Source organism: Paraburkholderia sp. GAS199, from assembly GCF_050436585.1.
Classification (GTDB): domain Bacteria; phylum Pseudomonadota; class Gammaproteobacteria; order Burkholderiales; family Burkholderiaceae; genus Paraburkholderia.
On the sequence record NZ_JBNDMM010000002.1, the window covers coordinates 327,361 to 351,648 of the forward strand.

The window sequence follows — 24,288 nt, forward strand, 5'->3', positions numbered from 1 at the left end:
AAAACAACCGTGCCGATGGTTCTTATGATTTCCATTGTGTTGAAACGCGAATGACGTGCGGCATAGACCCAGGATCCCGGAATGGTCGCAGGTTGCCGGATTCGTGTATTGAGTGGCGCAATAAGTGTGCCAACAATGGGGCGAAATACGTCCGATTAAATTATAGCGCCCACGCATGATCATCGAAGTACGAAACGCGAACCGGTCCCTGCTCGCATTGCGTGCAAGACGAACTGCGCGCCCACTCAACGCGGTGCGCAGATGTACTTTATTGGATCACTTCGCATCCATCCACACACGTATTCTGCAAGTACTGCGCAGCGCCCCCGCTCGCCTTTTGCCAGATGAAACTCGGCAAACCGGAGCCGCTGTCCTGTTTGCGTTGGGAACGGCCCGACACTGTGTTGTAGCGCACGACATTGCCGGAGTAATCGGCACCGCCGGCGGTCCCTCCTGTGAGCATGGCAGACGCTTTCATGTCCGGCGCGCCATAGCCATGCACGACGCTCAGATGGTTGTACTCGATGACGTTACCGCCGCTCATTTGCGAGGGCGCGTCGTTCTCGACGCCGAGCGCGCAGTCGACGAGTACGTTGTGGCCGATGTACCCGTTGCGGTGCGCAACGAGTGCCGCGCCGTAGTAGCCGCAGCTCTCGAAACGGTTATAGGCGATAACGTCGCCGCTGCCGCCGTCCACGCGGCCATAGGTCTGAAACATGGCCTGGCCGAAAAAGCGGCTGAAGGTATTGCCGATCAACATGAAGTTGCTGACCCTGTCCTGCGTTTGCACCGGGATGTTGTAGTGGCGCGCGTCGCCGTCGAAATAGCGCGGTGCAGCCGTGTTGGCGCCGACGAACACGCAATTTGCGATGCTGTCGCCGCTCAGTGTGCCTTCGTCGAGCGAGACGATTTCGAACATACGCTGTTCGTACGGATTGGTTTGCCTGAGCGTGGCGCCCGGCTCGCATGCCAGATGCCGGTTGCTCACGGTGATCTGAACCGTGTGGTCGATGACGCAAGTCCTGGCCGGCACCAGCACGTCGCCGGCATTCAGCGCAGCCTGAAATGCGGCCGAGTCGTCGGTCACGCCATCGCATTTCGCGCCGAACGTCAGCGGATTTCCCGGTTTGACAAGCGTGGGCGCGACGATCGTCTTTTCCACGCGCGAGGTCCGATCGATCACGGCCGGCGCGCTGGCGATTCCCTTTTCAGCGGCCGGGCTGATGGGTGGATCGCTGTGGTCGCTGAGAAAACGCCATGACAGCAGCCCAAGCAGGCAGATCAGCACCAGGTTTGACAGCCAGCAAGCAATCTTCATCGAGGTTAACCCGAGCTATCGATTCGCGGATGACGGGAGGAGAAGCATGGCGCTTCGAACGGTTGCACAAAGGCTGTGCCGATCAGCCGACGACGATAGTACGGCAGGAAGCCTGCGAACTCCAATCCGGCCGTCCGGCGAGTGCGCGAGCGACCTCGTTTGCGCACCGTTGTCAGGACAACGTCGGGAAATGTGCGGCGACGTACTTTCTCTTACCAAATCTTTCGATACGTTTTCGATGCTGAGACATTCTGCTTCATTGCTTGCCCATACGCGGTGCGCCGAGCCCCGCCACGAGACATCCCGGCACGCTGGGCCGCAGTGTGCCAAACCCGCACGACGAATAGGGGTGCAGATGGAAAAGTCTTTACTCCCGCTGAGCCTGAAGGCTGGTGTCGCCCCAGCGGGCGTCGCGCCGCCCCAGGGCATGGCAAAGCCGGCTGTCGCCCAGCGCCCGCAGGGGCTGAGCGAGCGCTCGGTCTTCCACGAGCCGTGGTGGCTCGACATCACCGCAGGCGGCTCCTGGGACTCGGCAATCGTCAAGGACGGCGACGAAGTTGTCGCGGAAATGCCCTATATGCTGCACCGGAAAGGCCCGTGGCTGCTTTCCACGCAACCGCCGCTCACTCGCACACTCGGCCCCATCATCAAGCCGCCCAAAGTGCAATCCGAGCAGGACTGGCGCTATCAGATCCAGCTGACGGCCGAACTGATTTCGAAATTGCCGCGCTGTGTGCTGTTCGAGCAGACGCTCGACACGCGCATTGGTGAGGCCATCGCTTTTGCGCTGCACGATTTCTCCATCTCCACGAGCTTCACGCTCACCGTGCCGCCCCATCGCACCGAGCAGGACGTCTGGCAGCAAATGCGGCCGAATACGCGCAACCTGATCCGCCGCGCCGAAGAACGCGTGATGGTGTCGGAGATCGTGAGTGCAGCAGAGTTCGTCGATTTCTACGACGTCAATCTCGCGGAACGTAATCGCCGCAATGTCTATGGGTCGCAATTGATGCGGCGTCTGGTCGGCGAAGTGATTCGCCGCAAAGCCGGCATCGTGCTCGGCGCCTTCTCCGATGCGCGCACGCTCAGCGCGGCGGTGACGCTCGTGTGGGACAACTCCACGCTGTATTACCTGCTGTCGACGCGATCGGCACGCGCACACTCGGGCTGCGTCGCACTGCTGCTCTGGCGCGCGCTTCAACTGGCTCGCGAGCGCAATCTCACGTTCGACTTCGACGGCATACCGAACATGCAGATTCTGACGTTCCTGAGCGGCTTTGGCGGCACGCCGGCGCAGCGGCTGACCGTCGAGCGCAGCCGCTTCGATTACGCCACCGTGCGTGCCATCCGACGCTTTGCGACCCGCGGTCGTTGACATGAGCCGGCTCGATGGACGCTGCTCACAGCGACTCATTTAACTGGATTCACCGGAAATCGAACGACGATGGACGCCAAGCTGCAAACACGCGTAATCACGAGCGCCGATGAATTTGCCGCGCTCAGGCCGGAATGGGACGCACTGTGGCAGTCGGCTGGCGGCCACCACAACCAGGCCTTTCGCACCTGCTGGCTAAGTTGGGAGCATGTGCAGAAACAGCGTGGGCGCACGCTCAAATGCATTACGTGTCGCGAGAACGGCGAACTGGTGCTGGTGTGGCCACTGGTCTCCTACCGGCGCGTTGTCTGGACATTCGTCGAACCGCTGACGCCCGGCACGGTGGAACAGACGAGCATGCTCACCGCTGCTTCCGCACGCGGGCCGGACGTTGGGCCTGGCGCTATTCATGCCGCGTGGCACGCGGCCACGCATGCATGCGGCGCGGACGTCATGTTTCTCCCGTTCCTTCGCAACGACGAAACGCTTTCGCGCCTCGCATTCGACCACAAGGGATTCATGCACAAGCGTTTCGACGTGTCGTCGAAAGCGATTTTGCACGACGCCCCGGAGTGGATCGCGCTCTGCAAGGAAATGGGACACGCACGCGGCGTACGCGAGCGGCGCCTGGGACGCGTCGGCAAGATGGAAATACGCGAGGTGGACTTCAGCGTCGAAGATCCCGCGAAGTGGATCGACTGGATTCTCGACAAGAAACGCGACTGGGCCGAACGTGTGGATAAACGCGGACCGTGGTTGTATGCGCCCGGCTATCGCGACTTTCTCGTCGGTCTCGCTAATCCGCAAGACGGTGGGCCGTTTCTGCGGCTTTTCGCAGTTGTGCTGGACGGCAACGTGATTGCCGCTTCGACGCTCGGCGTTGGGTCGTCGTGCCATTACTATCTGATCGGCTCGTTCGGCCTCGAGTACTCGAAGTACAGTCCGGGCACGATCCTGAACGAGTTCGTTATCAAATGGTGCGCCGACCGGAAGATGGACATCGATTTCGGCATCGGCACCGAGAGCTTCAAGGCGTACTGGAGTCGAGGCAACGTCATCGAGAGCCCGAGCGTGCAGATTGCCAATAGTCTCTCGGGGCGTTTCTATTTCGCTGCGAAGGACGCTGCTCGAAAGCTGCTCGACGCTTCGCGCAAATCGCGCGCGCCACGTCAGCAAGACGATGCAAGCGTGGCGCACAACTCGCCGGTCGGCATGCCCGAGGTCGGCACTGCTTCGCCGCCACAGCCTTGAACAAACATCATTGCTCAGTCGCTCGCGCGGCGAGGGAATCATGAAAGCAGAGGCCGTCGAATTTCAGATCGTCGAAGATATCGACGCCATGCAGGCGCTTCAACCCGAATGGGACGCCTTGTGGCACACGGCCCACGGCGAGTGCTATCAGAGTTTCCGCTTCTGCATGGCGAGCTGGACAACTGGCGTCGCCGCGCCTGGCGGAAAACTTCATTGCGTGGCGGGACGCAAGAGCGGTCGGCTGGTGGCACTTCTTCCGTTCGTTATTCATCGGAATCTGCTGTGGAAGTTCGTGAAGCCGCTTGCGCCCGATAACGGCTCGCCCAACGGCGTACTGGTCGAACCGGGCCCCGACGCCGTCGACCTTTTCAATGCGACGTGGCGCGCCATGCTTAAATCCACGCGCGCTGACGTTGTCGAATTGCGCCGCGTACGCGCCGGCTCGTTACTTCATCTGAATGCCGTTGCCAATGGGCGGATCGTCAATGCATCGCAGGAATTGACGCCCTTCGTGCCGCTTCGCCAGTACACCGATTGGGACGAGTTCCGTCGCTCGTGCGGCGGGCGGTCGAATACGTCGCCCGAGTACCTTGCCCGGCGCCTGAGCAATCGCGGCAAAGTGGAAGTCGAGATTGTCGAAGCGAACGACGACCGCGCTGAACATTTCGTCGATTGGCTGCTGACTCACAAGCGCGAATGGGCGAGACGCAACGATCTGAACAGCCCATCCATTTTCGCCCCGCAAACGCGCGACTTTCTGCTCGCGCAACTCAAAGCGCCGCCAGGGCATGCGTTGCCGTTCCGCTTCTTCGTATTAACCCTTAACGGACATCCTCTTGCGATTGCACTGGCCGCGATTGCAGGCCACTGCTTCGATCTGTTCATGAACACCTACGACGCCGCGTACTCGAAGCTCTCTCCGGGCACCGCGCTCGTCGACTACTGCGTGAAGTGGGCATTCGACCATCGACTCGATTTCGACTTCGGCCCAGGTCTTCAACAGTACAAGTGTTTCTGGAGTCGAGGCGAGTCATACGAAACCGTCAATGTGCGACTGGCGCAAACTGCATGGGGCCTGGCCGGCTGCAAAATAAAAGCAACGCTTGGCGCTACGCGTGATGCAGTGCGGCGATTACGCAGCGAGCAGAATGAGAAAAACGAAGACGCTCCGCAAGCGAGCGGTGAGACACCACAAACCCCTCTTCAGGTCTGAAGAACGTCGAACGACAACGTTTGCGCAATGTGCGATGCCCCACATTGCCGCCGGATAGCGCCGTAAGTTTTGGGAAGGCGCAACTATAGTCAATGGATAACGATTCGCTGTCCGGCAAGCCATTCAAGGCTTCGAGCCAACGAACTGCACCGATCGACTCCGGCGCTGTTAACTCTGTCCGATCTACAAGACTCGAGGAGTACACGAATGTTAAAAAGGAACTTCAACCGGCGGACTTTCCTGAAGAGTTCGGCCTCGGCGGCGGCCATGATGTCGCTTCCTCTTCCGGCCATGAGCGCGGGAACGCCGACTCGACTCGAATGGCAGGTCTTCAAAACGACACCGCAATACGCGTCTTTCCTGAATGCAGTGAAGTCGATGAAGGCGGTGACCGATGCGAAGAAGAAAACATCGTGGACGTATTGGGTCAATGTTCACCTCAATTACTGCCCGCACATGGTGCCGTACTTCCTCGCGTGGCATAGAGGCTATCTCTACTATTTCGAACAGCAGTTGCGTGCGGTGTCGGGCGACAATTCGCTTTGTCTGCCGTATTGGGACTATTACGCCAACCCCAATATTCCGAGCGAATTCACCGACTCGGCGCGCGGCAATCCGCTATACGTAACGGGACGCGTCAATACCGACGTCTATGCCGCGCTCACGCTCGCGCCCTTCGCCGCGAACGTGATCAACATGCAGCGCGGCACGGCGAATTCTTATGAAGCATCGTTTGAATCTGCGCCGCACAATCCGGTGCACGACATCATCGGTGGATGGATGGCGGACATGACGTCGCCCACCGATCCAATTTTCTATCTGCACCATGCAAACGTAGATCGTCTCTGGGACGCGTGGGCGATGCAGCCGCAAACCATTCTGCCGGCGCCGAACGATCCATACTGGTCAGGGACATTCACCTATGCCACGGGTCTGACGATTGCGAAGTCGCAAACCTATATGCCGTCGTTGCTGAACTACCAGTACTCGAAGCAGACGTTGCCCACCGCCCTGCCGCCGAACGCGCAGGAAGGTCACATCATTCGCGTGCAAGCGCAAATCAACCCTATCGTGTCACGTCCCCCACTCGCCAATTTCGCCGCCACGCAGGCACGTGCCATCACGAATAATCGACGCTCGCTCGGTGGCGTAGCCAATGTGACTTTCGACGAGAAGTCCTTCAGTGCGCGTTTGCCCTGGCAGGCATCGTCCACGTCTTCATTGCGCGACGCCATGGCGGCGAATGCAGCAATGGCCGCATCGGCCGCGAGTGCAATTGCGCCGAACGCGCAAAGCAATAGTGCCGCGACTACCGCGACGTTCAAATATCCGCATATCGTGCTGGACAACGTGACGGTGACGGATCTGGGAAAAGGCGGCGGGTACTTCTATAACGTGTACGTCAATCTGCCGGCTGCGGGTGATTCCGATGCGGATCGACAGGCGCATTTCGCCGGTACGATAGGCGCATTCGAAATATCGGCGGCCTTGCATCACAACGGTGGCGTATTGGTTTTGCCCGCTTCGGATGTATTCCGCAATCTCGGCCTGACCGATATGAGCGAAGTCGTGATCTCGCTAGTGCGCGTCAACGGCAAGAATTCGCCTAAAGGACCGGTGATCAATGTCGGCGAAATGCGAATCGAATTGTCGACCGACGGACCCTGATCCTCAAAAAAAAGCGCACCACGCGCTGAATACAGCGAGTGGTGCGCCAGGGTAACTACTGTTACTTCTATTGCTTGCGCAATTACTTGTACGTTGCGCAACCCGAACCGCAGGTATTGTTTTCGTACTGCGCTGCGCCAGCCGGCGAGCGTTGCCAGATTGCGCTAGGCAAACCTGCACGCTGGAAAGAACCCGAATCGCTTACGCCCGACACCGTGTTGTTACGCACGATGTTCGTCGAGTAATTCGCGTTGCCGGCAATACCACCCGTCAGCATGACCGCGTCGCCCATATCCGGTGCGCCGTAACCGTGCACGGCCGTCAGCGTGTTGTACTCGATGATGTTGCCGCCGGACTTCTGGCTCGCATTGTCGTTTTCCACGCCCATTGCGCAATCGATCAGCGTGTTGTGACCCATGTAGCCGTTCGTGTGCGCATCGAATGCCGGACCGTAGTAACCGCAGCTCTTGAACGTGTTGTATTCGATCACGTCACCGCTGCCGCCGTCGGTCGCGCCATACGTCTGGAAGCTCGACTGGCCGAAGAACTGTGCGAACGTGTTGCCGGCGAGCATGAAGTTACTGACGCGGTCTTGCGTTTGCACGGGAATGTCCCAGTGACGGTTGTCATTGCCGTAGTACTGCGGCGCAACCGTGTTCGAACCGAGGAACGAGCAGTTGACGATACTGTCGCCGGTCAGCGTGCCGCCCGACGGCGAGTAGACGTTGAACATGTTGCCGGCATACGGATTCGTGTGCTTCAGAACCGCGCCCGGGGTGCATTCGATGTGACGGTAGCTCACCGTGATGGCGACCGGCTTGTTGATCACGCACGTGCTGGCCGGAACCTTCACGTCGCTCACGTTGACTGCGGCCTGGAAGGCGGCGGAGTCGTCGGTCACGCCGTCGCATTTCGCGCCGTATTGCAGCGGGCTAACCGGATTGACCAGAGTCGGCGCCGTGAACGGCGAGCTCGAAGTCGGGGTGGACGTGGCCGGAGTAGACGGCGTCGAAGGCGTGCTGGTCGTCGGGCGATGCTGACGGTTAGCAACGGCTGCCGCGTCCGAACCGGAGTCGCCGCCGCCACCGCATGCGCTCAGCGCAATGCCGCAGACCGCAGCCGCGGTCAGAACCAGCATGCTCGAATGCGATTTTTTGAATGAACGAGACGTTTTGCTACGTAGTGACTTTAGAAAATTAATTAGCATAATAGAAATGCGATTGACGATTCCATATAGTTAAAAAAGGCTTCCTCGATACATCCGGTTAATTCGGTTTCCGCGAGCCCATAGCTGCGCCACAGGAGTTGCACGCGAAACGCGTGAGACCTGCCTCGTGCCCTGCGCGAATTGTCGACACTGCTTCGAACGCGTTGACCGCATTCGCAAATTGACTACCGAAACACCCGGTCACGAAGTGCCGGCACATGGCCGGACCTGCTCCAGACGAACGCCTTCACGCCTCAGCCAGGCTGGTGCGGTGCGGCCGGCTGGTAGCCGTGGCGGACTTGACCCGGATGGGTAACGGTCGGCATCGACGGGCTGACTCAAACACCATGCAAACCATTCACGCATTTGCAGTCGAAAACCGGACCATACGGAGTTGAATTTCGGTGGACGCTTCTCAAGCCACGAGAAGCATTTGCACGGATGCCGCCGATATCAGAATAAATCGGGTATCGAAAGACCCATTGCCTTATCCACTTTCGAACGACGACGCAGCCTAAGCATCAGGTTTCCCCGTACTGGAATTGGAAACATTCCGCATATGCGAATCGCCTTTCTATTCGTACTCCTAAACTAGCAAAAGTACTTCGCGCAATTCCTCCATTTCTCCGGAAGATTTCAATTGAAATCACCGTGGCTTGAGTGGCCGGTTGAAAGCGGCCAGAGTAGCGGCGAAACTATCCTTTGCAACGGGATAGCCCATTGATCAGACAAAAAAGTACTCGTAGGCGGTTTGTTAGCTCATCACCAGGCCTGGAAGAATCCTGACAAGGCGACAAAACTCGCAAACGTTTGCCTGTAAAGGCTGCCAGCGCTTCTGCCGGAAAAAATATTCCTTCCCGGCTAGGCAACGGGGTGAATCGTACCAAAAATGCACTGTGAATCAAATACTTAATAGCCAAAACGCGCCAAAAAGCACGATTGTTTCTGCCATCTCCAAATGTTGCAGAAAATTTCACGTAAGAGTTCCGGTATGAGGGCTAGACGCCCGGAAACTTACCGACTTCGACCCCACAAAAACGCATGTTCGGTCACTTCGACCTGTCTTAGCGTTCGCGTTTTGTTCAGGACAGAAAAACAATCCGAAGCTTCCATCACATCGGCACGTCGAAATTACTCGCAACAACGATTTGGCGAGCACAGTTACACTTTGTGACATGTTTGCTCGCGACGCGAGTAATGACTCGGTTCGACGGCAAAGTCCGCATCATGCTGAGGTAGCCCGACGGTCGTTTGGAAGCCGCCTTCCTGTCACGTGATGATCGTTTCACAGCGTCGAGTTACGCTGCATCGCACAAAAAAAAGCGCGCATTTCCGCTATAAAAAGAAGCCGGCCGCCATTCGCTCCAATAAAGCCAATGACGAATACGGATGTGATTCGCCGTGAATTCCAGTCGGATGCAATTACGCCTGCGTGCATTGCTTTTAAGTTTTTCAGTCTGATTGCGCACGGAATCGAATTACTCGCTGTCTTGTCGATACGACAGTTCACGCAAGGATTAACCCTTAGTTTTTCGCCCAATTTCTATCGTTTCTTATCGCCATGTCGTGTATGACCTGCACGATGGCGTTTTCGTGCGCTATTGAAGCCATTCGATCCGCAAAGCACGGTGTTACGCTAAAGAGGCAGCCTTCGCGGAAATGAGCCGCTGTCTTGCGGCATGTCAGCAACGATGAAAACGGACCGCGAAAGTGCCACTGCCTGCCTGTAAATGGCGAAACATCGCTGCGGGAGCGACTGCGATGGTATTTAAAACATATACCGTATTAACGTTGTTGGTCTTTAGCAGTGCTGCCCTTGCATGGCAGCCGCTGACCTATCCAGTTCGAAGTCAGAGTGCGTATCAGCGCAGCGTCGACACTGCGCTGTGCTATGCCGCGGCGAGCAAGCAGACCAAGGTCAATATCGCTCGCGAATCGCAACTGCCGCCTCGCAAACCGGCCGCGACGAAAACTTCGTCGACCGGCACGCCGTCGCGGCCGCCCTTGCCTCCCAGCAGTTTTTCCGCCACACCGACCGGTGGCGCGAGCATGCCTGTAGCGGCAACCGCGGCTGGCGCCAGCGCTCCGGCTGCAACCGACGCAACGGGCAAACCGGGCAAGCCCGGCACGAAGACAGCGACCGCTACGGCGGCAAGTTCACCGACAACATCCGCGGCGGCATCGGCCACGACTGCGGACATCGGCGCCTCGGGAACGGTGGCGGCCAGCGACGCACAGACGACCGCAGGGTCGGACGTGAAGCTGCCTCCGCTGCCGGCCCCCGAGCCGCCAATGACTCAGTACTGGGCCGCGTATGGCGCGTGCATGCAATCGCGGGGTTACGTCGTCACGCAGTAACTCCGGTTGCAAGCCTCGTTGCCGCGCGTGTTTTCTCTGATTGTGGCGCCGGCATTCGACGCCCCTTTGCGACACGGCGATGCTTAGCGACTTCGATACAGACCGATATGATCCATTGCGATGCAGGCACTGCGGTGGCCCGCTAGTCGGCCGCTTTACGCCCTGCGCCCGCTGCAGCGTGCGGCCCGTCGAAACTTTCGGCATGCAGCGACCGCCGGGCTCGCAACTCAAGGTGCCGCTGAGTCACACGCCTGCCGTGGTGAAGACGCCGGTGGTGAAGACGCAATTGCCCGCGAAAGTATGGGGTTCGTCTTCGAGAGCGTTGACCGATCCATCCTACCTGGCCCCCGAGCCCGAACTCGAGACATTGCCGCGCACGCAGAAGCTGCGCCATCCGGTGGCACTCGGGGCGTCGGTGGTCGTGGTGGTGTCGGCGGTGTATCTCGGCTTCATTCATAGCGACGACTCCGCCGTCGGTACGCCAATCGCCGTCTCCGGCAAAGTCCAGACCCAGAACCCGAAACAGCCTCTCGTCGTTGCGCAGCGCCCGGCGCCTGCGCGGCCGGTCGCGCCACCGCGCGTCGTTGCGTCTGTCAAACCGCCGCCCGTTCGCTCTGTGCCGACACCGGCGCCGGCACCGGTTGCCGTGGCGGCTGCACCGCCCGCGCGCCGCGTGGCAGCGCTGGCGTCCGCCGCGCCCTTATCCGCGCAAGCGCAACGCAATACGCCGAACCCGCCGCCCAGCCAGCTGGACAAAGCACGCGCCGACTCCGCGCGGCAATTGCGCGCCGCACGTGCGAATCTGCAGCAGAACAATCTCTCGGCGACGAAGGCGCGGCTCGCCGCCGCCATCGCCGCGCAGCCCGATAACCGCGACGCGTTGAATCTGCGCGCGTCGCTCACGCAACGCGAGCAACAGCGCGACGCGCTATTGAGCCTCGCGCGCGGATGCGGCTATATCGCGCGCTGGAACTGCGTATCGCAGAACGCAGGCAGTGCGCTGCAAATCGATTCGAGTAGCAAGGAAGCTCAGCGGCTCGTCACATTGGCGACGCGCGAATCGGAACTCGCGAGTGCATGGACGCAGGAGCCGGAAACGCCGGCAATCACGCCTGACGATCATCCGTCGATGAGTCATCACTAAAGCACGGGGCATTAAGAACGCTGAGCGCGCAGTACCACCGCAGTACCACGTCGATCAACGCGCCGGCACCGCCATGCAGACCTGCTGGGCAATCGCCCGATAACGCGCCGCCGTGTCGCTCAGCGTCAGACCGGCCAGCGAGCGTCGGGCGCGCGCCTGGCTCAAGGCCACCACCACCGCATCCGCGTAACACTGCACGTCGTCGGTATCGACGAGTTGAACGCCGGGGAAACCGTTCGCGAATGCGAACGATGGAATCTTGCTCGCGACGATCGGAATGCCCGACGCCAACGCTTCGAGAAACGCCACGCTATGCGCCTCGGAGCGCGACGGCATGACGAACACGTTCGACTCCGACAACACGGTCGCGACATCCGTGCGCGGACCGGCCACCACGACACGATCGGCAAGCCCAAGTTCTTCGACGAGCGAGACGACCGCATGCTGATAGTCGGGATCTTCCACCACGCCGTATAAAACGAGACGCGCGTCCTTCACTCGCGCCAGCACTTTGCTGAAGGCACGCACGGTGAGCAACTGATTCTTTACCGAAGCGTAGCGCCCGATCTGCACGACTTGCGGCACGTCGCCGTCATGGCCCACGCCGTCCGTGAATGAAAAGCGCGCGAGATCGACGCCGTTCGGCACGACCGTCATGGACGGATGCGGCCCAATGGCTTGCGCGTAATCCGTCACACCTTGCTGCGAAACGCCGATCACCGCGCGCGCGCGGCCCGACAGAATATGCTCGACATGCCGGAACAGCGGCCGCTCGAAATCGTTGGTCGCCGAATGCATCACGTAGACGACCGGCACGCGCAACGGCAACGCGCGCGCGTAGAACGAAGGAATGGTTGCGTGCGCAAAAATCACGTCGGGCCGGAATCGCCGAACCGCCTTGAACAGATTCCACAGCTTGCCGGGCGCGCGATGCCGCCGCGAAGCAAACAAACACTCCACGCCATGCTGCTGCAACTCGTCCTGCAGCGGCACGAATTCGTCATGTACCGGCATCAGCGAGGCGATGCATACCGCCATGCCGTCGGCTCGTTGATCGATGGCGAGATCCTTGGCGAGAACTTCGGCGCCGGATAAACGCGGCGCCAGAACGAGGTGAAAGACACGCATCACGAAGTAGTCCTTGCAGTCAGCGTACGGAACAGCATCCACGCCGCGGCGCAGCCAAGGCCCAGCGTCATCGACCACGCAATGCCCGTCACCCCCCACCAGTGCACGGCGGCGGGCACGCTTGCGAGCAACACGACGACCTGGATCAACGAAGCATGCACGGTCGCCTTGGCGTCGCCCACCGCGCGCAGATAGGCGACGAGTACCGCGATCAGCGCGCCGATCGCCATGTTGATCACCAGAATCCTGAAGAGCGGCACGGCCGGCAGCCAGGCCGCGCCGAGTACCAGTGAGAACAACGGCTCGGCGACGAGCCGCAGAATTTCGACGAACACCGCAAGACCGACCGCAATCGCCAGCAGATAGATCTTGATGAGTCGCGAGGCCGCTTGCGGATTGCGCCGGTGATGCGCGGCGAAGGTCGGAAACAGGTATTGCGACATCGCGATCGCCGCATCGGCCAGCAACATCTGCGCGAGCCGCGACGACATCTGGTAGCCACCGAGTTGCGCCGGCCCCAGCAGTTTGCCCACCACCACCTTGTCGAACTGGTTGAGCAGCAGATTGATGACGCTGCTCGCCCAGATCCAGCGGCTAAAACCGACGTACTGACCGATGCCGCTCCACACCGGACGCAGCGGCGGACGCGGGCTCATGGTGGCCCACGTCAGCGAACTCTTCAGCGTCTCACCTGCCACGAGACCGATCAGCACTGAAATCGCACCGGCGCCGAAATACGCGAGCGCGAGTCCCACCGAGCAATCGACAAAAGCCGCCGCGACTTCCACACCGGCAATGTGCTGAAAGCGCCTTTCGCGCTGCACGAGGTAATAAGTGGGCGACGCCAGCCCGCGCAATAAGGGCAGGGTCGCGGCCAGCTGGATCAGGACGAGCGAGCCGTCGAGATGGAACTGGCTGCTCAGAAGCGGCGCGAACGCCACCAGCAGCAGCGAGATCAGCACGCCGCGCGCCGTGAGCGTCGTCCAGACCGCGCCGAGTTGCGAGCGCGTCGGCGCATGTTCGCCCTGTATGACAGCCTGCGCGAGGCCGGTATCGGACAACGCCTCGGCGATCGACACCGCCAGCAGCGCAACACTCACGCTGCCGATCGCTGCCGGTCCGAGCATGCGCCCAATCGCAAGAAACTTGATCGCCACGAGTCCACGCACGGCGAACTGCTGCAGCAGCACCCACGTTGCCGCACTCGCGCCGAAGCTGGACGCTATCGAAAGCGCCGGAAGCCTGATCGCCCGCAAGCTGTACTCCGTCGAGTTGGAACGCCGTAGCACTGGCCACGCGCCGATTTGTCGGATCGCTGCGTGTGCCGCCGGCGAATAATTAGTAAGGTAGCCAGCGACGCCGGCAAGGTTTCTCATCGAACTCTAGGCACGACCATACCGCGAGAGAATCGGCGACAACCGCCATCACCCAGGCCATCTCGGCCTAAGCCATTGCGCTCTAGTACGTTTACCCACAGAACGAATCAAATAGACGAATTCACCCCTGCCGACGATGCTAACGTTGTTCAGTCAGCGATCCGGCACGCCCTGAAAACAGGGGCTTTTCCACAACCACTACGACACCTACGCGATGCAACAACCTTACGTACTGATTGTGGAACCTAACCTGACGGGCCATCGCTGGCGCTATGTCGAGTGGACCATGCAGGCCTGCGCGGAGGCCGGCTATCCCTGCATTCTCGCGACCGAATCCGCCAACGAAGATCATCGTCTGCCGAGGCAGATCATGGCGGCGAACCGGCCGGACATGCAGATCGCGTTCGTCGATCCGGAGGAGCGTCCGCGCGGCCTGATGCGCGACCCCAACGAGTACTGGCGGTTTCATCGCTACTTCAAACGCGTCGCCAAGGTGCTGAAGCACGCGCAGCCGATCCGTCTCGTGGTCGTGCCCTATGTCGACTACTTCTTTTATTCATTGCCCTTTCTCGGCTCGCCGTTCGGCAAGACGCCGTGGATCGGCATTACGATGCGCGCCACGTTCCACCATCACAAGGTCGGGATCAAGGCGCCGGATCGTCCGGTCGTGAATGCGATCAAGGCGCTGCTCTTCAAGCGCGCGGTTCGCACGAACGGACTGCGCACACTGCTGACCATCGACCCGACCTTGCCGGAGTGGGCCAGCCATAATCTGTCCAAAGGCAGCGCGAAGGTCGAGTATGTGGCCGATCCGTTCCCGGACGAACGCGCGGAGAATCCCGCGCTCGCGCGCGAGCGCCTCGGTCTCGATCCGGATCAGCGCTATCTTCTGGTGTACGGAGCAATTACCGAACGTAAGGGCATCTATGAACTGGTCCACGCACTATCGCGAATGGAGCATGCGCCTACGTTAATCGTGGCGGGCGAACAGGATGCCGGCACGCGTCATTTCATGCGCAACCATGTGCGCAGCGTCCAGCCGTCGCCGTTGATACTCGACTCGTTCATCTCGAACGAAATCGAACGCGATCTCTTCTCCGCCTGCGACGCCGTCTGGCTCGGCTACAAGGGTCACTACGGCATGAGCGGCGTGCTGGTGCAGGCCTATCGATTCGACAAGCCCGTGATCGCAACGGAAGACGGTTTGATCGGCTGGTTCAGCCGGCGCTGCGAACTGGGTCCGATTCTGAGCGATCTCAGTTCGGCCTCGATCGGCCGCGCGATCACCGAAACCATGACCTCGTGGCCGCACGAAGATCATGCGATACCCGCCGAGCGCGAAGATTTGCTGTCTCGTCATACGCTCGGGCAATTCAAGCAGACTCTGCTTCAGCAGATGGCCTGACGCGAGGCGTCATCGGTTATTCGGCAAGACGTCGACGCCGCTTCACGCGGCGTCATCTCCTACTTATTCCACCGGTTCGCCTCCCGCGCCTGGCGCGGGGTGGCGTCGCGCATCCTGCGTGCCATGCGCGAGCAGCAAACGCCTCGCCCACGCACCGCACGGCCGGTCGATCCAGCGTGTCGTCACCAAAGCGGCCGCGTACGACAACGCGCTCACCAGCGCGAGCGCAAACAGAAAGCCCAGCGTCGGAAAGTGCTTGAGCGCTGTCCCGACCGGCGTTTTCAGCAAGGCGCGCACGAGCGCGACCGCCGCCGCACTCCACAAGTAGACGCCATAGCTTTGCTGCCCGAAGCTCGCCACCAGCGGCGCCTTCAGCCAGCGCACCGGCAGATGCGAAGCGACGATCAGCATGCAGACCGCAGCGAGACCTGCTGCGCTCGGTGCGAGCCCGTGCGCCAGCTCCGCCCCCGCGCCGAACTCGTAGACCAGCGTGAGACACGCGAAGCCCGCCAGCACCAACGCAAGCAGCGCGCGCCACGGTAATCGCCGGCTGCCTGTCAGCAGCGGCATGCCGAAACGCGCAAGCCACAAACCGAACACGAAGCACGGCACCTGCACCGGCAGCCAGAAATAGAAAAACTCGTTGTTCTCGATATGACACTGCACGCCAGCGGAACACGCCCCCATGACCGCAATGGACGCGCCGCAAATGAGCATCAGCAGCCCCGTCATCCAGAGTCCGCGCGCAGTTCTGCTGGCATAGAGAACGAATGGCGCGAGCGCATAAAAACTCATCTCGACGCCGATCGACCAGCCGCCCGGCACCACGCTGTTGATCGACGTAGGCAACCAGCCATGAATGAACAGTAGATTCGCCATGACGTCGGAAGCATGGTGCTGCAGCGTGATCTGTCCATGCGCGAGATGCGCGAGGTAGTCCAGCACGCCGTACACGACGATTGCCGCGTAATACAGCGGCGCAATCCGCACGAACCGTTTGATGTAGAAGCGACGCGCCACGATCTGCAACGACGCACCGTAGCGGCGCTCGTCCGCTTCGAGCGTATAGCTGACCGTCACCGCGCTGATGACGAAAAAGAGCTGCACGCCGTACTGCCCGAGTTCGGACACGACGTTGAGCCACGGCGGCAACGCCGGCATCCATAGTCCGAGATGGACCGCTATGACGCCGACAATGGCGAACGCGCGCGCCGCATCGAGCACGGCGATGCGGTTGTCGGGGGCACGCTCGGCCACGCCGGTGGACAGCCCGGCAAAGCGTGCGAAGAGAGTGAGGGCCGGCCGCACGGGTCAGTGCAATCAGGACAACTGGCCGCCGGCAACAGGAACTTCCTCGCGCACCGAACTACTGCGTTTCTCGGGGAAGAGCGCGTTGCGCATCAACAGGAACGGATATTCGATCGCGCGAGTGGTCACGTAGCCGATCACGATGGCAATCGCGAACTGCGCCGTGAGCGCGACGATCCAGATCGCACTCGGCGGCAGACCCAGCGCGGTCGCCTTGCGAATGATGATGTCGCCCGGCGCGAGTGCGAGCGAATGCCACAGGTAAATGCCGTACGAGTACAGTCCGACCCACGCCACGCCACGATAAAGAAACGAGTTGCGCAACGATCCGGAATGCTCCAGCACGAGCACGATCAATCCGGCAAAGCCGATGGCCTGAATCGTGTAACCGATGCTTTCGTCGAGCGGAATGTTTTTGGTAGCCAGAACCAGCCACGCGCAGAGCACCGCGACGATACCGATCAGCAGCAGCCGGTTTTTAGCAAAGCGCTGATAAACGCCCGGTTTCATCCAGTAGATCGCGGAGAGAATCACGCCCACCAGCAGACTGTCGATCCGGTATTGCGTGTAGGCAAATGCGCCTTGCAGATCGCCGTTCGCTACCGCGAAGCAGCGCGCCGTGAGCACCACCACGCAGATGCCGCTCAGTACACCGACGATCGTCCAGACGCCGAAGCGCCAACGGGCGAAAAGCAGCAGCAAGGCCGGCAAAACCAGGTAGAAATGTTCTTCGACCGCGAGGCTCCACGTCTGCGTAATCGAGGTGCCGAGATAATTCTGCAGGTGCACCAGATTCTGGAACAGGAAGGTATTCCACGGATGACGCCCGGCCAGCACGTGAAACACGATCAGCACGTAATACGCGGGCCAGATACGGAAAATGCGTCGAATAATGAAACGGCGTGCGTCGACGTGGCCGGTTTCGGCGTATTGGCGCAACAGCAGGCCGCCCACCAGAAAGCCGCTTAGCGTGAAGAACAGATTCACGCCTTCACGGCCGAAATTCTTGAGGGGATACTCGATGATCTGAATGAGGAAATTGCCGGTGTGAACAGCATGAAAGTGAAAACCCATCACCATGATGATGGCAATGCCGCGGACGAAATCGAGCTCGATCGCCCTGCCGGCCGTCGCGGGTGCCGCCCCGCTGAAAAATTTCATGTTGTTCTCCCCTTGGCCCCAATTGTGCGGCACATTCGGCCGCACGTCCCCGCACGTCTGTAATGGCATATTCGGCGGCGAAGGCCGTGCGTGCGCGCCAACATCAAGGCATTGAACGACAAGATCGCCAGGTTCGCGCGCGTCTTGCAGAGAGCCGTCTTTCCCCTGTCGCCAGAACCCAGGCAATCGGAGACGAAAGCGCCGATCGAAATTGGCAAGCGGGGATATTCCCTCACAATGGCTTCGTGCTAGACCGTCTGCAATAGACCGACGGCGAAACGAAGGCGACGGGGAGGAATCAGCAATGCGCCATCAGTATGCGACGCTCTGGATCTGGATTTTCATACTACCGCTTGCGGTGGACTACAAAGCCACCGATGCCAACACCGGGCACTTCGCCCAGTTCGTGTTCGTGCTTCCAGTGGTTGCCGCGGGCATCGGCCTCGCGCTGATCGCGCCGCGCTTTCACGACCGCTCCCGGCTTCGCTCGATCGTCACGATCAGCATGCTGCTGTGCGTGTTCGGCAGCTTTCTGACGCAGTTCATTCAGGACAACGACTTCGGTAATTTCCTGCGCGTCATCCTGCCCTTCATGCTGTTCCTGCTCGGCTACATCGTGGCGTGCCGTCCGTGGAGCGAATACCGCATCTCGCAGTTCGAAAAAGCGATGTTCGTCGCGAATGTGATCTGTCTGCTCTTCACATTCGCGTTCGGTATGGCGACCGGCGGCGACCTCGAAGACGTGCGCTTCCGTATTCTCTCCGTGACCCTGCTCGGATTGCAGGGCGTGCTGCTGCATGAATTCGTCGTGGCCAAACGCTATTCGTGGCTGACGGTGGGCATTTTCGGCGTGAGCGTGGTGGTCGAACTGCTGAGCGTGACGCGCAGCATGATGGTCGGCACGATCCTGCTGTTCGTCCTCGCAATGGCCCTGTGTGCGCCGTCGATGCGCTACGTCTGGCGCGCCGGCGCGCGTTCCATCGTCGTGGTGGCGGTGCTGGCCGGTGTCGGCGGTATTGCCGCGGTGGCGTTCCCGACCGTCACCGAACACTGGAGCCAGCGCATCTTCGCGTCGAAAGAAGCGACCTCCGGCCGCGACCCGACCACTATCACGCGACTCGCGGAAATGCGCGATCAGTACGACCAGGTCACGGCGACGCCGGAAGGTCTGCTGTTCGGCGAAGGTTACGGCCACTACTACCGCTACTCGCCGCTCTACCTGCCCGATCTCGCCGGACAATTCAGCGAAAAAGATTTCTACGCGATCAACGAATGGGCTGCGGGTCACAATTTCTGGGTCTATCAGTTCTTCGCGGGCGGTCTCGTGTTCGGTATCGCCATGCCGCTGGCGTCGCTGCTGGCGCTGGTGGTCTGCATCTTCTCGTACCGATACTGGCGCTCCGTCGTGCCGGACGCGCCGCTCTTGCCGGTGCTCGGGCGCGCCATCATGATGTTCGCCGCCTTGCCGGCCACGTCGATCGGCGGCAACCCGCTGGGGCCGCGTTTCTCCGGTTTGATTTTCGGCCTCGCGCTCGGACTGATGGTAGCGACCCATGCGCGCCTGCAGCGTGCATTGCCGGCCCGCAAACGTCGCTTTCCGATGCCGCTGCGCCCTCGCCCGACCCAGATGCCGGACCTGCCGGGCAGAATCCAGCCCGGCATGGGCCGCGCCGATCTGGCCGGGACGCTCGGCGTGTCCCGCACGGCCAACACCGCGTCCGGCTCCGGTAATTTCGGCGCCCTCGTGCCACATAACCCGTCGGCTCACCGCAGCGACCGACCGGATATCGCCCGATGAAAATACTCCATCTTCTTGCAAGCGTCGATCCACGCACCGGCGGCCCGGTCGAAGGCGTACGCCGCAGCGGCCTGGCCATGCAGGAAGCGGGGCATGAAATCGAAGTGGCGAGTTGCGATACGCCGGGCGACGCCCATGTCGCCGCATTTCCGTTTCCCGTGCATGCGTTCGGGCCGGCCAGCAACCGCTACGGCTACAACGCGAAGCTCACGCCCTGGTTGTCGGCCAACGCGAAGCGCTTCGATGCGGTCGTGGTGCACGGACTATGGCAGTACCACGGCTACGGCACGTGGAAGGCATTGCGCAGAAGCGAAGTGCCCTACTACGTGTACACGCACGGCATGCTCGATCCGTGGTTCAAGGAAGCCTATCCGCTCAAGCACCTCAAGAAATGGCTGTACTGGCCATGGGCCGAATATCGCGTGCTGCGCGACGCGCGCGCCGTGATCTTTACGACCGAGGAAGAGCGCACGCGCGCACGTGAGTCGTTCTGGCTCTATCGGGCAAGAGAACGCATCGTGCCGTTCGGCACGACGGTGCCCGAACTCGACGCCGCACGAGTGCGCCACACCTTTCTGCAGGCGCTGCCCGAACTCGCCGGCAAACGCATCGTGCTATTTCTTGGCCGCGTGCATGCCAAAAAAGGCTGCGATCTGCTGATCGAAGCATTTGCGCGCGTCGCCGCGCGCGATCCGTCGCTGCATCTGGTGATCGCGGGTCCGGACGAGACCGGCTGGGCGCCGAGTCTGCTGGCTCAGGCGCAGGCCGCCGGCATCGCCAATCGAATCACGCTACCGGGCATGTTGCAGGGCGACCTCAAGTGGGGCGCTTTCCACGCGAGCGATGCGTTCGTGTTGCCGTCGCATCAGGAAAATTTCGGTGTGGCCGTCGCCGAGGCACTGGGCTGCGGGTTGCCCGCGCTGATCTCCGATAAGGTCAACGTGTGGCGCGAAATCGAAGAAGACGGCGCCGGGCTGGTGGCGACCGATACGGTGGAAGGCACGGAAAAGAGCCTGCTGCGCTGGCTCGACCTCGACGACACCGGCCGCCATGCGATGCGCGCTCAGGCACGCCGCACGTTTCACTCGCGCTTCCGTATCGAAACCATGGTCACGGCGCTGACGGCGTTGCTGGAATCTAAAGGCGCTGCCGTCGACATGCGCAAAACGCCGCTCACGCCTTTGCGCGAAGCAACGCAACAAAGCCGGTAACGCGACAGCGCCACTCGGCCACTCGCCCCCCCCACCACATTCGACACAAACCGGCCGCGGTCATCCCGCGGCCGGTTTGCGTTTCACCGCTCTTTCATGAGTGAAGGCGTCAACGTGGACGCCGCGATCGGCAGCGTGTCGATCTGCGATTGCGCGGGAATCGACATCATGGCGCTGTTGGCTGCCTCGAGCCGCGAGTTGGCGACGACATCCGGCAGATCGAGCTGACGGATCAGATGACCGGCAAGCCGCAAGGACAGCGCCGCAATCGTGATGGTCGGGAAGTTGGCGCCGACCGTTGGAAACACCGAGCTTCCGCCGATATACAGATTGCTGATGCCGTGTACCTTGCCGTCACGATCCACCACGCCTTCGCGCGGAGAATCATGCATGCGCGTAGTGCCCATGTGGTGCCACGTACCTTCGAGTTTCGCGGGCCAGCGGCGGCCTTCGATCGGCGCATCGAGTTGCACGTCCGCGACGCCGGCCTGTTGCAGTTCTTTCGCGAGCAGCGAGAAGGTTTTGTCGAAGGTGCGTTGCACCTGTTCACCCAGACGCCATTCCACCCGGACGCGCGGCATGCCGAAACGGTCGCGCCGGTCAGGCGACAACGTCACGCGACTATCGGGATCGGGCACGGCTTCCGCGATGGCCTGCAAGGTCACGTCGGTAATCAGCGCCGGCCACTGCAGCAGACGCGTCAAGCCGAAACCCACCGTGTCCAGCGGATGCGCGGCCATGGTCGCGATATCGGCCTTCAGGCTGCGGCCCGGCTGGTCTTTCTGCATCAACGCTTCCTTGCAGCGGATCAGCGCCTCGGAACCCGCGCTGCCCTCGCCGTACCAGCGCGAGTAAAGCCACACGCGTGAATTGAGCAGTTTCTCGCGCTGCATCCATTCCTGGCTCGGTGCGAACTGCGACGAGATCTTGGTGCCGTTCGCCGACACCGCCGCGTTCTGGTAGTGATACTTGATGTCGTAGAGCTTGTTGCGCTTGATGCCCTGACGGAAGCGCACCTTGCCCGACATCATGCGCGGATGGTCCATGAAATAGCGGCCCACCAGATCGTTCGCGTTGCCAAGGCCGGTGCTGTGCACGTTATTCGAAGCCAGCAGAAGACGCGCGTTTTCGATGCCGCCCGTGGCCAGCACGAAAATTTTCGCCGTCACGGACAGTCTGCGTCCGCTGATCGTGCCGACCTGCAGGCGCGAAATCGAGGTGCCCTGCGCGTCGGCGTCAATGTTGAGCACGTTGGCGTAGAGATACACGCGAACCCGCGGCGAGCGCTGCAATTCCTCGCGATACACCTTGCCGAAGCGAACCGGCGGACTGAACTGGGCAACCGTGTCGCGCATGTCGCCGGTCGAGAGCGAAATGCGGCGCACGTCGGGCCGGCCGATTTCACGTTCCCAATAGGCCGGATCGAAATTCTGCGGGCCGAGTTTCAGCAGATCATGTGTGCGGGCGTAGTACGGTGCGAGTTCTTCGAGACCGAACGGCCAGCCGCTGTGCGGAATCCAGTCGCGCTTTTCGAAATCCCACGGATCGAGCGGACGGCACCAGCCGCCCCAGCAATTGCTGCTGCCGCCGAAATAGCGGCTGCGCGAGCCGTCTGCGAAAGTATAAGGAAGCCCGACGTTTTCGCCGCGATAGAGATCGCGCGTTTCGTCGTCCGGCCCGAAGCCGCCGCTTTCGAGTATGCAGGCGTCGACTCCTGCTTTCGACATCTCCAGCGCGAGCGTGATCCCGGCTACCCCGCCGCCGATGATGCAGACTGTCGTTTCGATGACCGTATTCTGTTCGACGTTGCGAGTATCGATAAACATCCCTGCTCCCCATCTTCTTCCTGCATTTCTTGAGTGCGTCCACCCGGCGGCCCGCCAGCCGGAGCTAGCAAGCAAGCCAACGCACACGTCGTTGCCGGACCCTTCCATCGAACGAATCACGGTGCGCCGATCTTCAAAAGTCGATCGAAAAACGCAGGGTGTCTGCCGACCTTCCGGTGCTCAACGACTCGGCCTCCTCAGCGTACAAACGCTGCGGTTCTATCTATGTGGTTCAGGTCACGGAATCGAAGCGATTCCTCAGAAAACGACACGGATTTCCGCCGTACACGCCCTCCGGTTCAAGGGACCGATGAACAACGGATAGCGGCGTCACTACGGCCGAACGACCGATCGTCACGCCCATCTGCACGACGCACTTCGAGGTAATCCACACACCGTCTTCGATGACGATCGGCGCGACGCGCAAATCCATCGTGGTGCTCATGTCATGCGAACCCGCGCTGAGGAAAGTCCCCTGCGATACGCAGACATTGGAGCCGATCCGGATGAGCGCCTGGTTGTAGATCCAGACGTCGACGCCGAACCAGCAGTTGTCGCCCACTTCGAGGTTCCAGGGCGCCTTCACGCGCACGGGATGCACGAAGCGGCAGCCGCGTCCGACCTTCGCGCCGAAAAGACGCAGCAGGCCGACGCGCACGAACGAGAGCGGCAGCAGCTTGTTGTTGATCACGCAAGCTTCGAGCACGAACCAGATGAGTTCGATCAGCGCGCTACGCTTCGCCACGAAATTGCCCTTGCCGGCACGGCTCAGATCGATCACGCGACCGGCGTGGCCGCCCTCGCTTGCGCCCTGTTCCGGCAGGCGTCCGATCAGCGGATCATCGGCTACGTTACCCATCGAATTTCTCCACGCTACGAGCGGCGGTGAACAGATACAAAGCCGCCAGATTGCTTACATTATGTTGCGGCGCCTTACGCGACTTCGCGCACTGGCCGCGCAGGGAAGCGTTTTGGCGGCTACGCGCGTGACGGTTGGCGCACGATAGCTCTATCGCGACCGCACCATTCCGGGGAACATCATGACCAGTTCGCATCGGCAACTCGCCGCCTCGCTTTTCATCGTCGCCGTTTCGTGCGCCGCACCCGTCTTCGCGCAGAATGCCGCGCCCAATGCGGCCCCCGCGGCTGCGCCGGCCGGCCTCGGTTATGGCACGACGAACGCCGCGCCGACGGGCGCCGATCGTCAGGCCGCGCGTTTGAAGAAGGAACAGAGCCTGCTCGGCGCACCGCGCGAATATGGCTCGCCCGATGCGCAAGGCGACGGCGCCGATGCGCAGCAGGCCGCGCTGCTCAACGAACAGCGCATGACCGTGACCGGTGGCGGCCAGGGCGGTGGCGCGGCCGCGCCGGCCAAGGGTGCCCGCAACGCCAAAGCGGGAGGCGCTCCCAAAGCCGGCGACAACCTGATGGCGGCCGGCGCCGCCAAATCCACGTATGCCGACCCGTACGACACCACCGGCGCGGGTAAGCGCGCCGTGTATCGTTCGCCGTGGTGAGGTCGTCTGCATGAGAATGGCCGC

18 protein-coding genes are annotated in these 24,288 nt (G+C 61.1%); 10 read left to right on the forward strand and 8 right to left on the reverse strand.

The genetic code is table 11. The features are described 5' to 3' along the window. Positions 1-268: 268 nt before the first annotated feature. The gene (locus tag P3T18_RS07580; protein ID WP_429299305.1) at positions 269-1,318 is read right to left on the reverse strand and encodes a glycosyl hydrolase family 28-related protein; all 1,050 of its coding nucleotides are present in this window, start codon (positions 1,316-1,318) and stop codon (positions 269-271) included. Between the two features lie 355 nt (positions 1,319-1,673). On the opposite strand from P3T18_RS07580, the gene P3T18_RS07585 reads away from it, so the two are divergent. The 4 genes from P3T18_RS07585 (at position 1,674) to P3T18_RS07600 (ending at position 6,825) form a co-directional block, all read left to right on the forward strand. After that, complete coding sequence (locus P3T18_RS07585; protein ID WP_429299306.1) at positions 1,674-2,693, forward strand: GNAT family N-acetyltransferase; 1,020 nt, start codon at positions 1,674-1,676, stop codon at positions 2,691-2,693. Between the two features lie 69 nt (positions 2,694-2,762). Next, complete coding sequence (locus P3T18_RS07590; RefSeq protein WP_429299307.1) at positions 2,763-3,944, forward strand: GNAT family N-acetyltransferase; 1,182 nt, start codon at positions 2,763-2,765, stop codon at positions 3,942-3,944. A 40-nt stretch (positions 3,945-3,984) separates the two neighbouring features. Then, complete coding sequence (locus P3T18_RS07595) at positions 3,985-5,157, forward strand: GNAT family N-acetyltransferase (RefSeq protein ID WP_429299308.1); 1,173 nt, start codon at positions 3,985-3,987, stop codon at positions 5,155-5,157. Positions 5,158-5,364: 207 nt separating this feature from the next. Further along, a complete protein-coding gene (locus tag P3T18_RS07600; RefSeq protein WP_429299309.1) occupies positions 5,365-6,825 on the forward strand; it encodes a tyrosinase family protein in 1,461 nt (486 codons plus the stop codon). A gap of 82 nt (positions 6,826-6,907) precedes the next feature. Here the strand turns inward: P3T18_RS07600 and P3T18_RS07605 are convergent, their stop codons facing one another. Continuing rightward, the gene (locus P3T18_RS07605) at positions 6,908-7,963 is read right to left on the reverse strand and encodes a glycosyl hydrolase family 28-related protein (RefSeq protein ID WP_429299310.1); all 1,056 of its coding nucleotides are present in this window, start codon (positions 7,961-7,963) and stop codon (positions 6,908-6,910) included. Positions 7,964-9,793: 1,830 nt separating this feature from the next. On the opposite strand from P3T18_RS07605, the gene P3T18_RS07610 reads away from it, so the two are divergent. Further along, positions 9,794-10,390 (forward strand): hypothetical protein, encoded by a 597-nt coding sequence (locus tag P3T18_RS07610; protein ID WP_429300066.1) that lies wholly within the window; start codon positions 9,794-9,796, stop codon positions 10,388-10,390. Between the two features lie 202 nt (positions 10,391-10,592). Beyond that, positions 10,593-11,534, forward strand: coding sequence for a hypothetical protein (locus tag P3T18_RS07615; protein WP_429299311.1), 942 nt, complete (start codon positions 10,593-10,595; stop codon positions 11,532-11,534). Positions 11,535-11,588: 54 nt separating this feature from the next. Here the strand turns inward: P3T18_RS07615 and P3T18_RS07620 are convergent, their stop codons facing one another. After that, positions 11,589-12,662 (reverse strand): glycosyltransferase, encoded by a 1,074-nt coding sequence (locus P3T18_RS07620; RefSeq protein ID WP_429300067.1) that lies wholly within the window; start codon positions 12,660-12,662, stop codon positions 11,589-11,591. Continuing rightward, positions 12,662-13,918, reverse strand: a complete 1,257-nt coding sequence (locus P3T18_RS07625) for an oligosaccharide flippase family protein (protein ID WP_429299312.1) — start codon at positions 13,916-13,918, stop codon at positions 12,662-12,664. Before P3T18_RS07625 ends, P3T18_RS07620 begins: the two co-directional genes overlap by 1 nt. A 334-nt stretch (positions 13,919-14,252) precedes the next feature. Here P3T18_RS07625 and P3T18_RS07630 point away from each other — a divergent pair, with 334 nt between their 5' ends. Continuing rightward, positions 14,253-15,443 carry a glycosyltransferase gene (locus P3T18_RS07630; protein ID WP_429299313.1) on the forward strand — a complete coding sequence of 397 codons (1,191 nt, stop codon included), beginning with the start codon at positions 14,253-14,255 and terminating at the stop codon, positions 15,441-15,443. A 63-nt stretch (positions 15,444-15,506) separates the two neighbouring features. Here the strand turns inward: P3T18_RS07630 and P3T18_RS07635 are convergent, their stop codons facing one another. Together P3T18_RS07635 and P3T18_RS07640 are read right to left on the reverse strand one after the other, a co-directional pair. Next, on the reverse strand, positions 15,507-16,751 hold the full coding sequence (locus P3T18_RS07635; RefSeq protein ID WP_429299314.1) for an acyltransferase family protein: 1,245 nt from the start codon (positions 16,749-16,751) through the stop codon (positions 15,507-15,509). Positions 16,752-16,763: 12 nt separating this feature from the next. Next, entirely contained in the window at positions 16,764-17,912 is a 1,149-nt protein-coding gene (locus tag P3T18_RS07640) for an acyltransferase family protein (protein ID WP_429299315.1), read from the reverse strand. A gap of 304 nt (positions 17,913-18,216) precedes the next feature. On the opposite strand from P3T18_RS07640, the gene P3T18_RS07645 reads away from it, so the two are divergent. Both P3T18_RS07645 and P3T18_RS07650 read left to right on the forward strand, forming a co-directional pair. Continuing rightward, the gene (locus tag P3T18_RS07645; protein WP_429299316.1) at positions 18,217-19,710 is read left to right on the forward strand and encodes a hypothetical protein; all 1,494 of its coding nucleotides are present in this window, start codon (positions 18,217-18,219) and stop codon (positions 19,708-19,710) included. Continuing rightward, the gene (locus tag P3T18_RS07650) at positions 19,707-20,921 is read left to right on the forward strand and encodes a glycosyltransferase (RefSeq protein WP_429299317.1); all 1,215 of its coding nucleotides are present in this window, start codon (positions 19,707-19,709) and stop codon (positions 20,919-20,921) included. Before P3T18_RS07645 ends, P3T18_RS07650 begins: the two co-directional genes overlap by 4 nt. An 83-nt stretch (positions 20,922-21,004) precedes the next feature. On the opposite strand, the gene P3T18_RS07655 is transcribed toward P3T18_RS07650, so the two are convergent. Continuing rightward, positions 21,005-22,747: an FAD-dependent oxidoreductase gene (locus P3T18_RS07655; protein WP_429299318.1), complete on the reverse strand. Its 1,743-nt coding sequence runs from the start codon at positions 22,745-22,747 to the stop codon at positions 21,005-21,007. Between the two features lie 232 nt (positions 22,748-22,979). After that, positions 22,980-23,606: a putative colanic acid biosynthesis acetyltransferase gene (locus P3T18_RS07660; protein ID WP_429299319.1), complete on the reverse strand. Its 627-nt coding sequence runs from the start codon at positions 23,604-23,606 to the stop codon at positions 22,980-22,982. 181 nt (positions 23,607-23,787) lie between these two features. Between P3T18_RS07660 and P3T18_RS07665 the strand changes: the two genes are divergently transcribed. After that, positions 23,788-24,264 (forward strand): hypothetical protein, encoded by a 477-nt coding sequence (locus P3T18_RS07665; protein ID WP_429299320.1) that lies wholly within the window; start codon positions 23,788-23,790, stop codon positions 24,262-24,264. Positions 24,265-24,288: the final 24 nt, after the last annotated feature.

Coding starts and splice junctions, on each gene's coding strand:
- P3T18_RS07595 (WP_429299308.1), top strand. CDS start 3,985: ATGAAAGCAGAGGCCGTCGAATTTCAGATCGTCGAAGATATCGACGCC.
- P3T18_RS07655 (WP_429299318.1), bottom strand. CDS start 22,747: ATGTTTATCGATACTCGCAACGTCGAACAGAATACGGTCATCGAAACG.
- P3T18_RS07600 (WP_429299309.1), top strand. CDS start 5,365: ATGTTAAAAAGGAACTTCAACCGGCGGACTTTCCTGAAGAGTTCGGCC.
- P3T18_RS07580 (WP_429299305.1), bottom strand. CDS start 1,318: ATGAAGATTGCTTGCTGGCTGTCAAACCTGGTGCTGATCTGCCTGCTT.
- P3T18_RS07605 (WP_429299310.1), bottom strand. CDS start 7,963: ATGCTGGTTCTGACCGCGGCTGCGGTCTGCGGCATTGCGCTGAGCGCA.
- P3T18_RS07620 (WP_429300067.1), bottom strand. CDS start 12,662: ATGCGTGTCTTTCACCTCGTTCTGGCGCCGCGTTTATCCGGCGCCGAA.
- P3T18_RS07645 (WP_429299316.1), top strand. CDS start 18,217: ATGCGCCATCAGTATGCGACGCTCTGGATCTGGATTTTCATACTACCG.
- P3T18_RS07615 (WP_429299311.1), top strand. CDS start 10,593: ATGCAGCGACCGCCGGGCTCGCAACTCAAGGTGCCGCTGAGTCACACG.
- P3T18_RS07585 (WP_429299306.1), top strand. CDS start 1,674: ATGGAAAAGTCTTTACTCCCGCTGAGCCTGAAGGCTGGTGTCGCCCCA.
- P3T18_RS07650 (WP_429299317.1), top strand. CDS start 19,707: ATGAAAATACTCCATCTTCTTGCAAGCGTCGATCCACGCACCGGCGGC.
- P3T18_RS07665 (WP_429299320.1), top strand. CDS start 23,788: ATGACCAGTTCGCATCGGCAACTCGCCGCCTCGCTTTTCATCGTCGCC.
- P3T18_RS07630 (WP_429299313.1), top strand. CDS start 14,253: ATGCAACAACCTTACGTACTGATTGTGGAACCTAACCTGACGGGCCAT.
- P3T18_RS07660 (WP_429299319.1), bottom strand. CDS start 23,606: ATGGGTAACGTAGCCGATGATCCGCTGATCGGACGCCTGCCGGAACAG.
- P3T18_RS07590 (WP_429299307.1), top strand. CDS start 2,763: ATGGACGCCAAGCTGCAAACACGCGTAATCACGAGCGCCGATGAATTT.
- P3T18_RS07610 (WP_429300066.1), top strand. CDS start 9,794: ATGGTATTTAAAACATATACCGTATTAACGTTGTTGGTCTTTAGCAGT.
- P3T18_RS07640 (WP_429299315.1), bottom strand. CDS start 17,912: ATGAAATTTTTCAGCGGGGCGGCACCCGCGACGGCCGGCAGGGCGATC.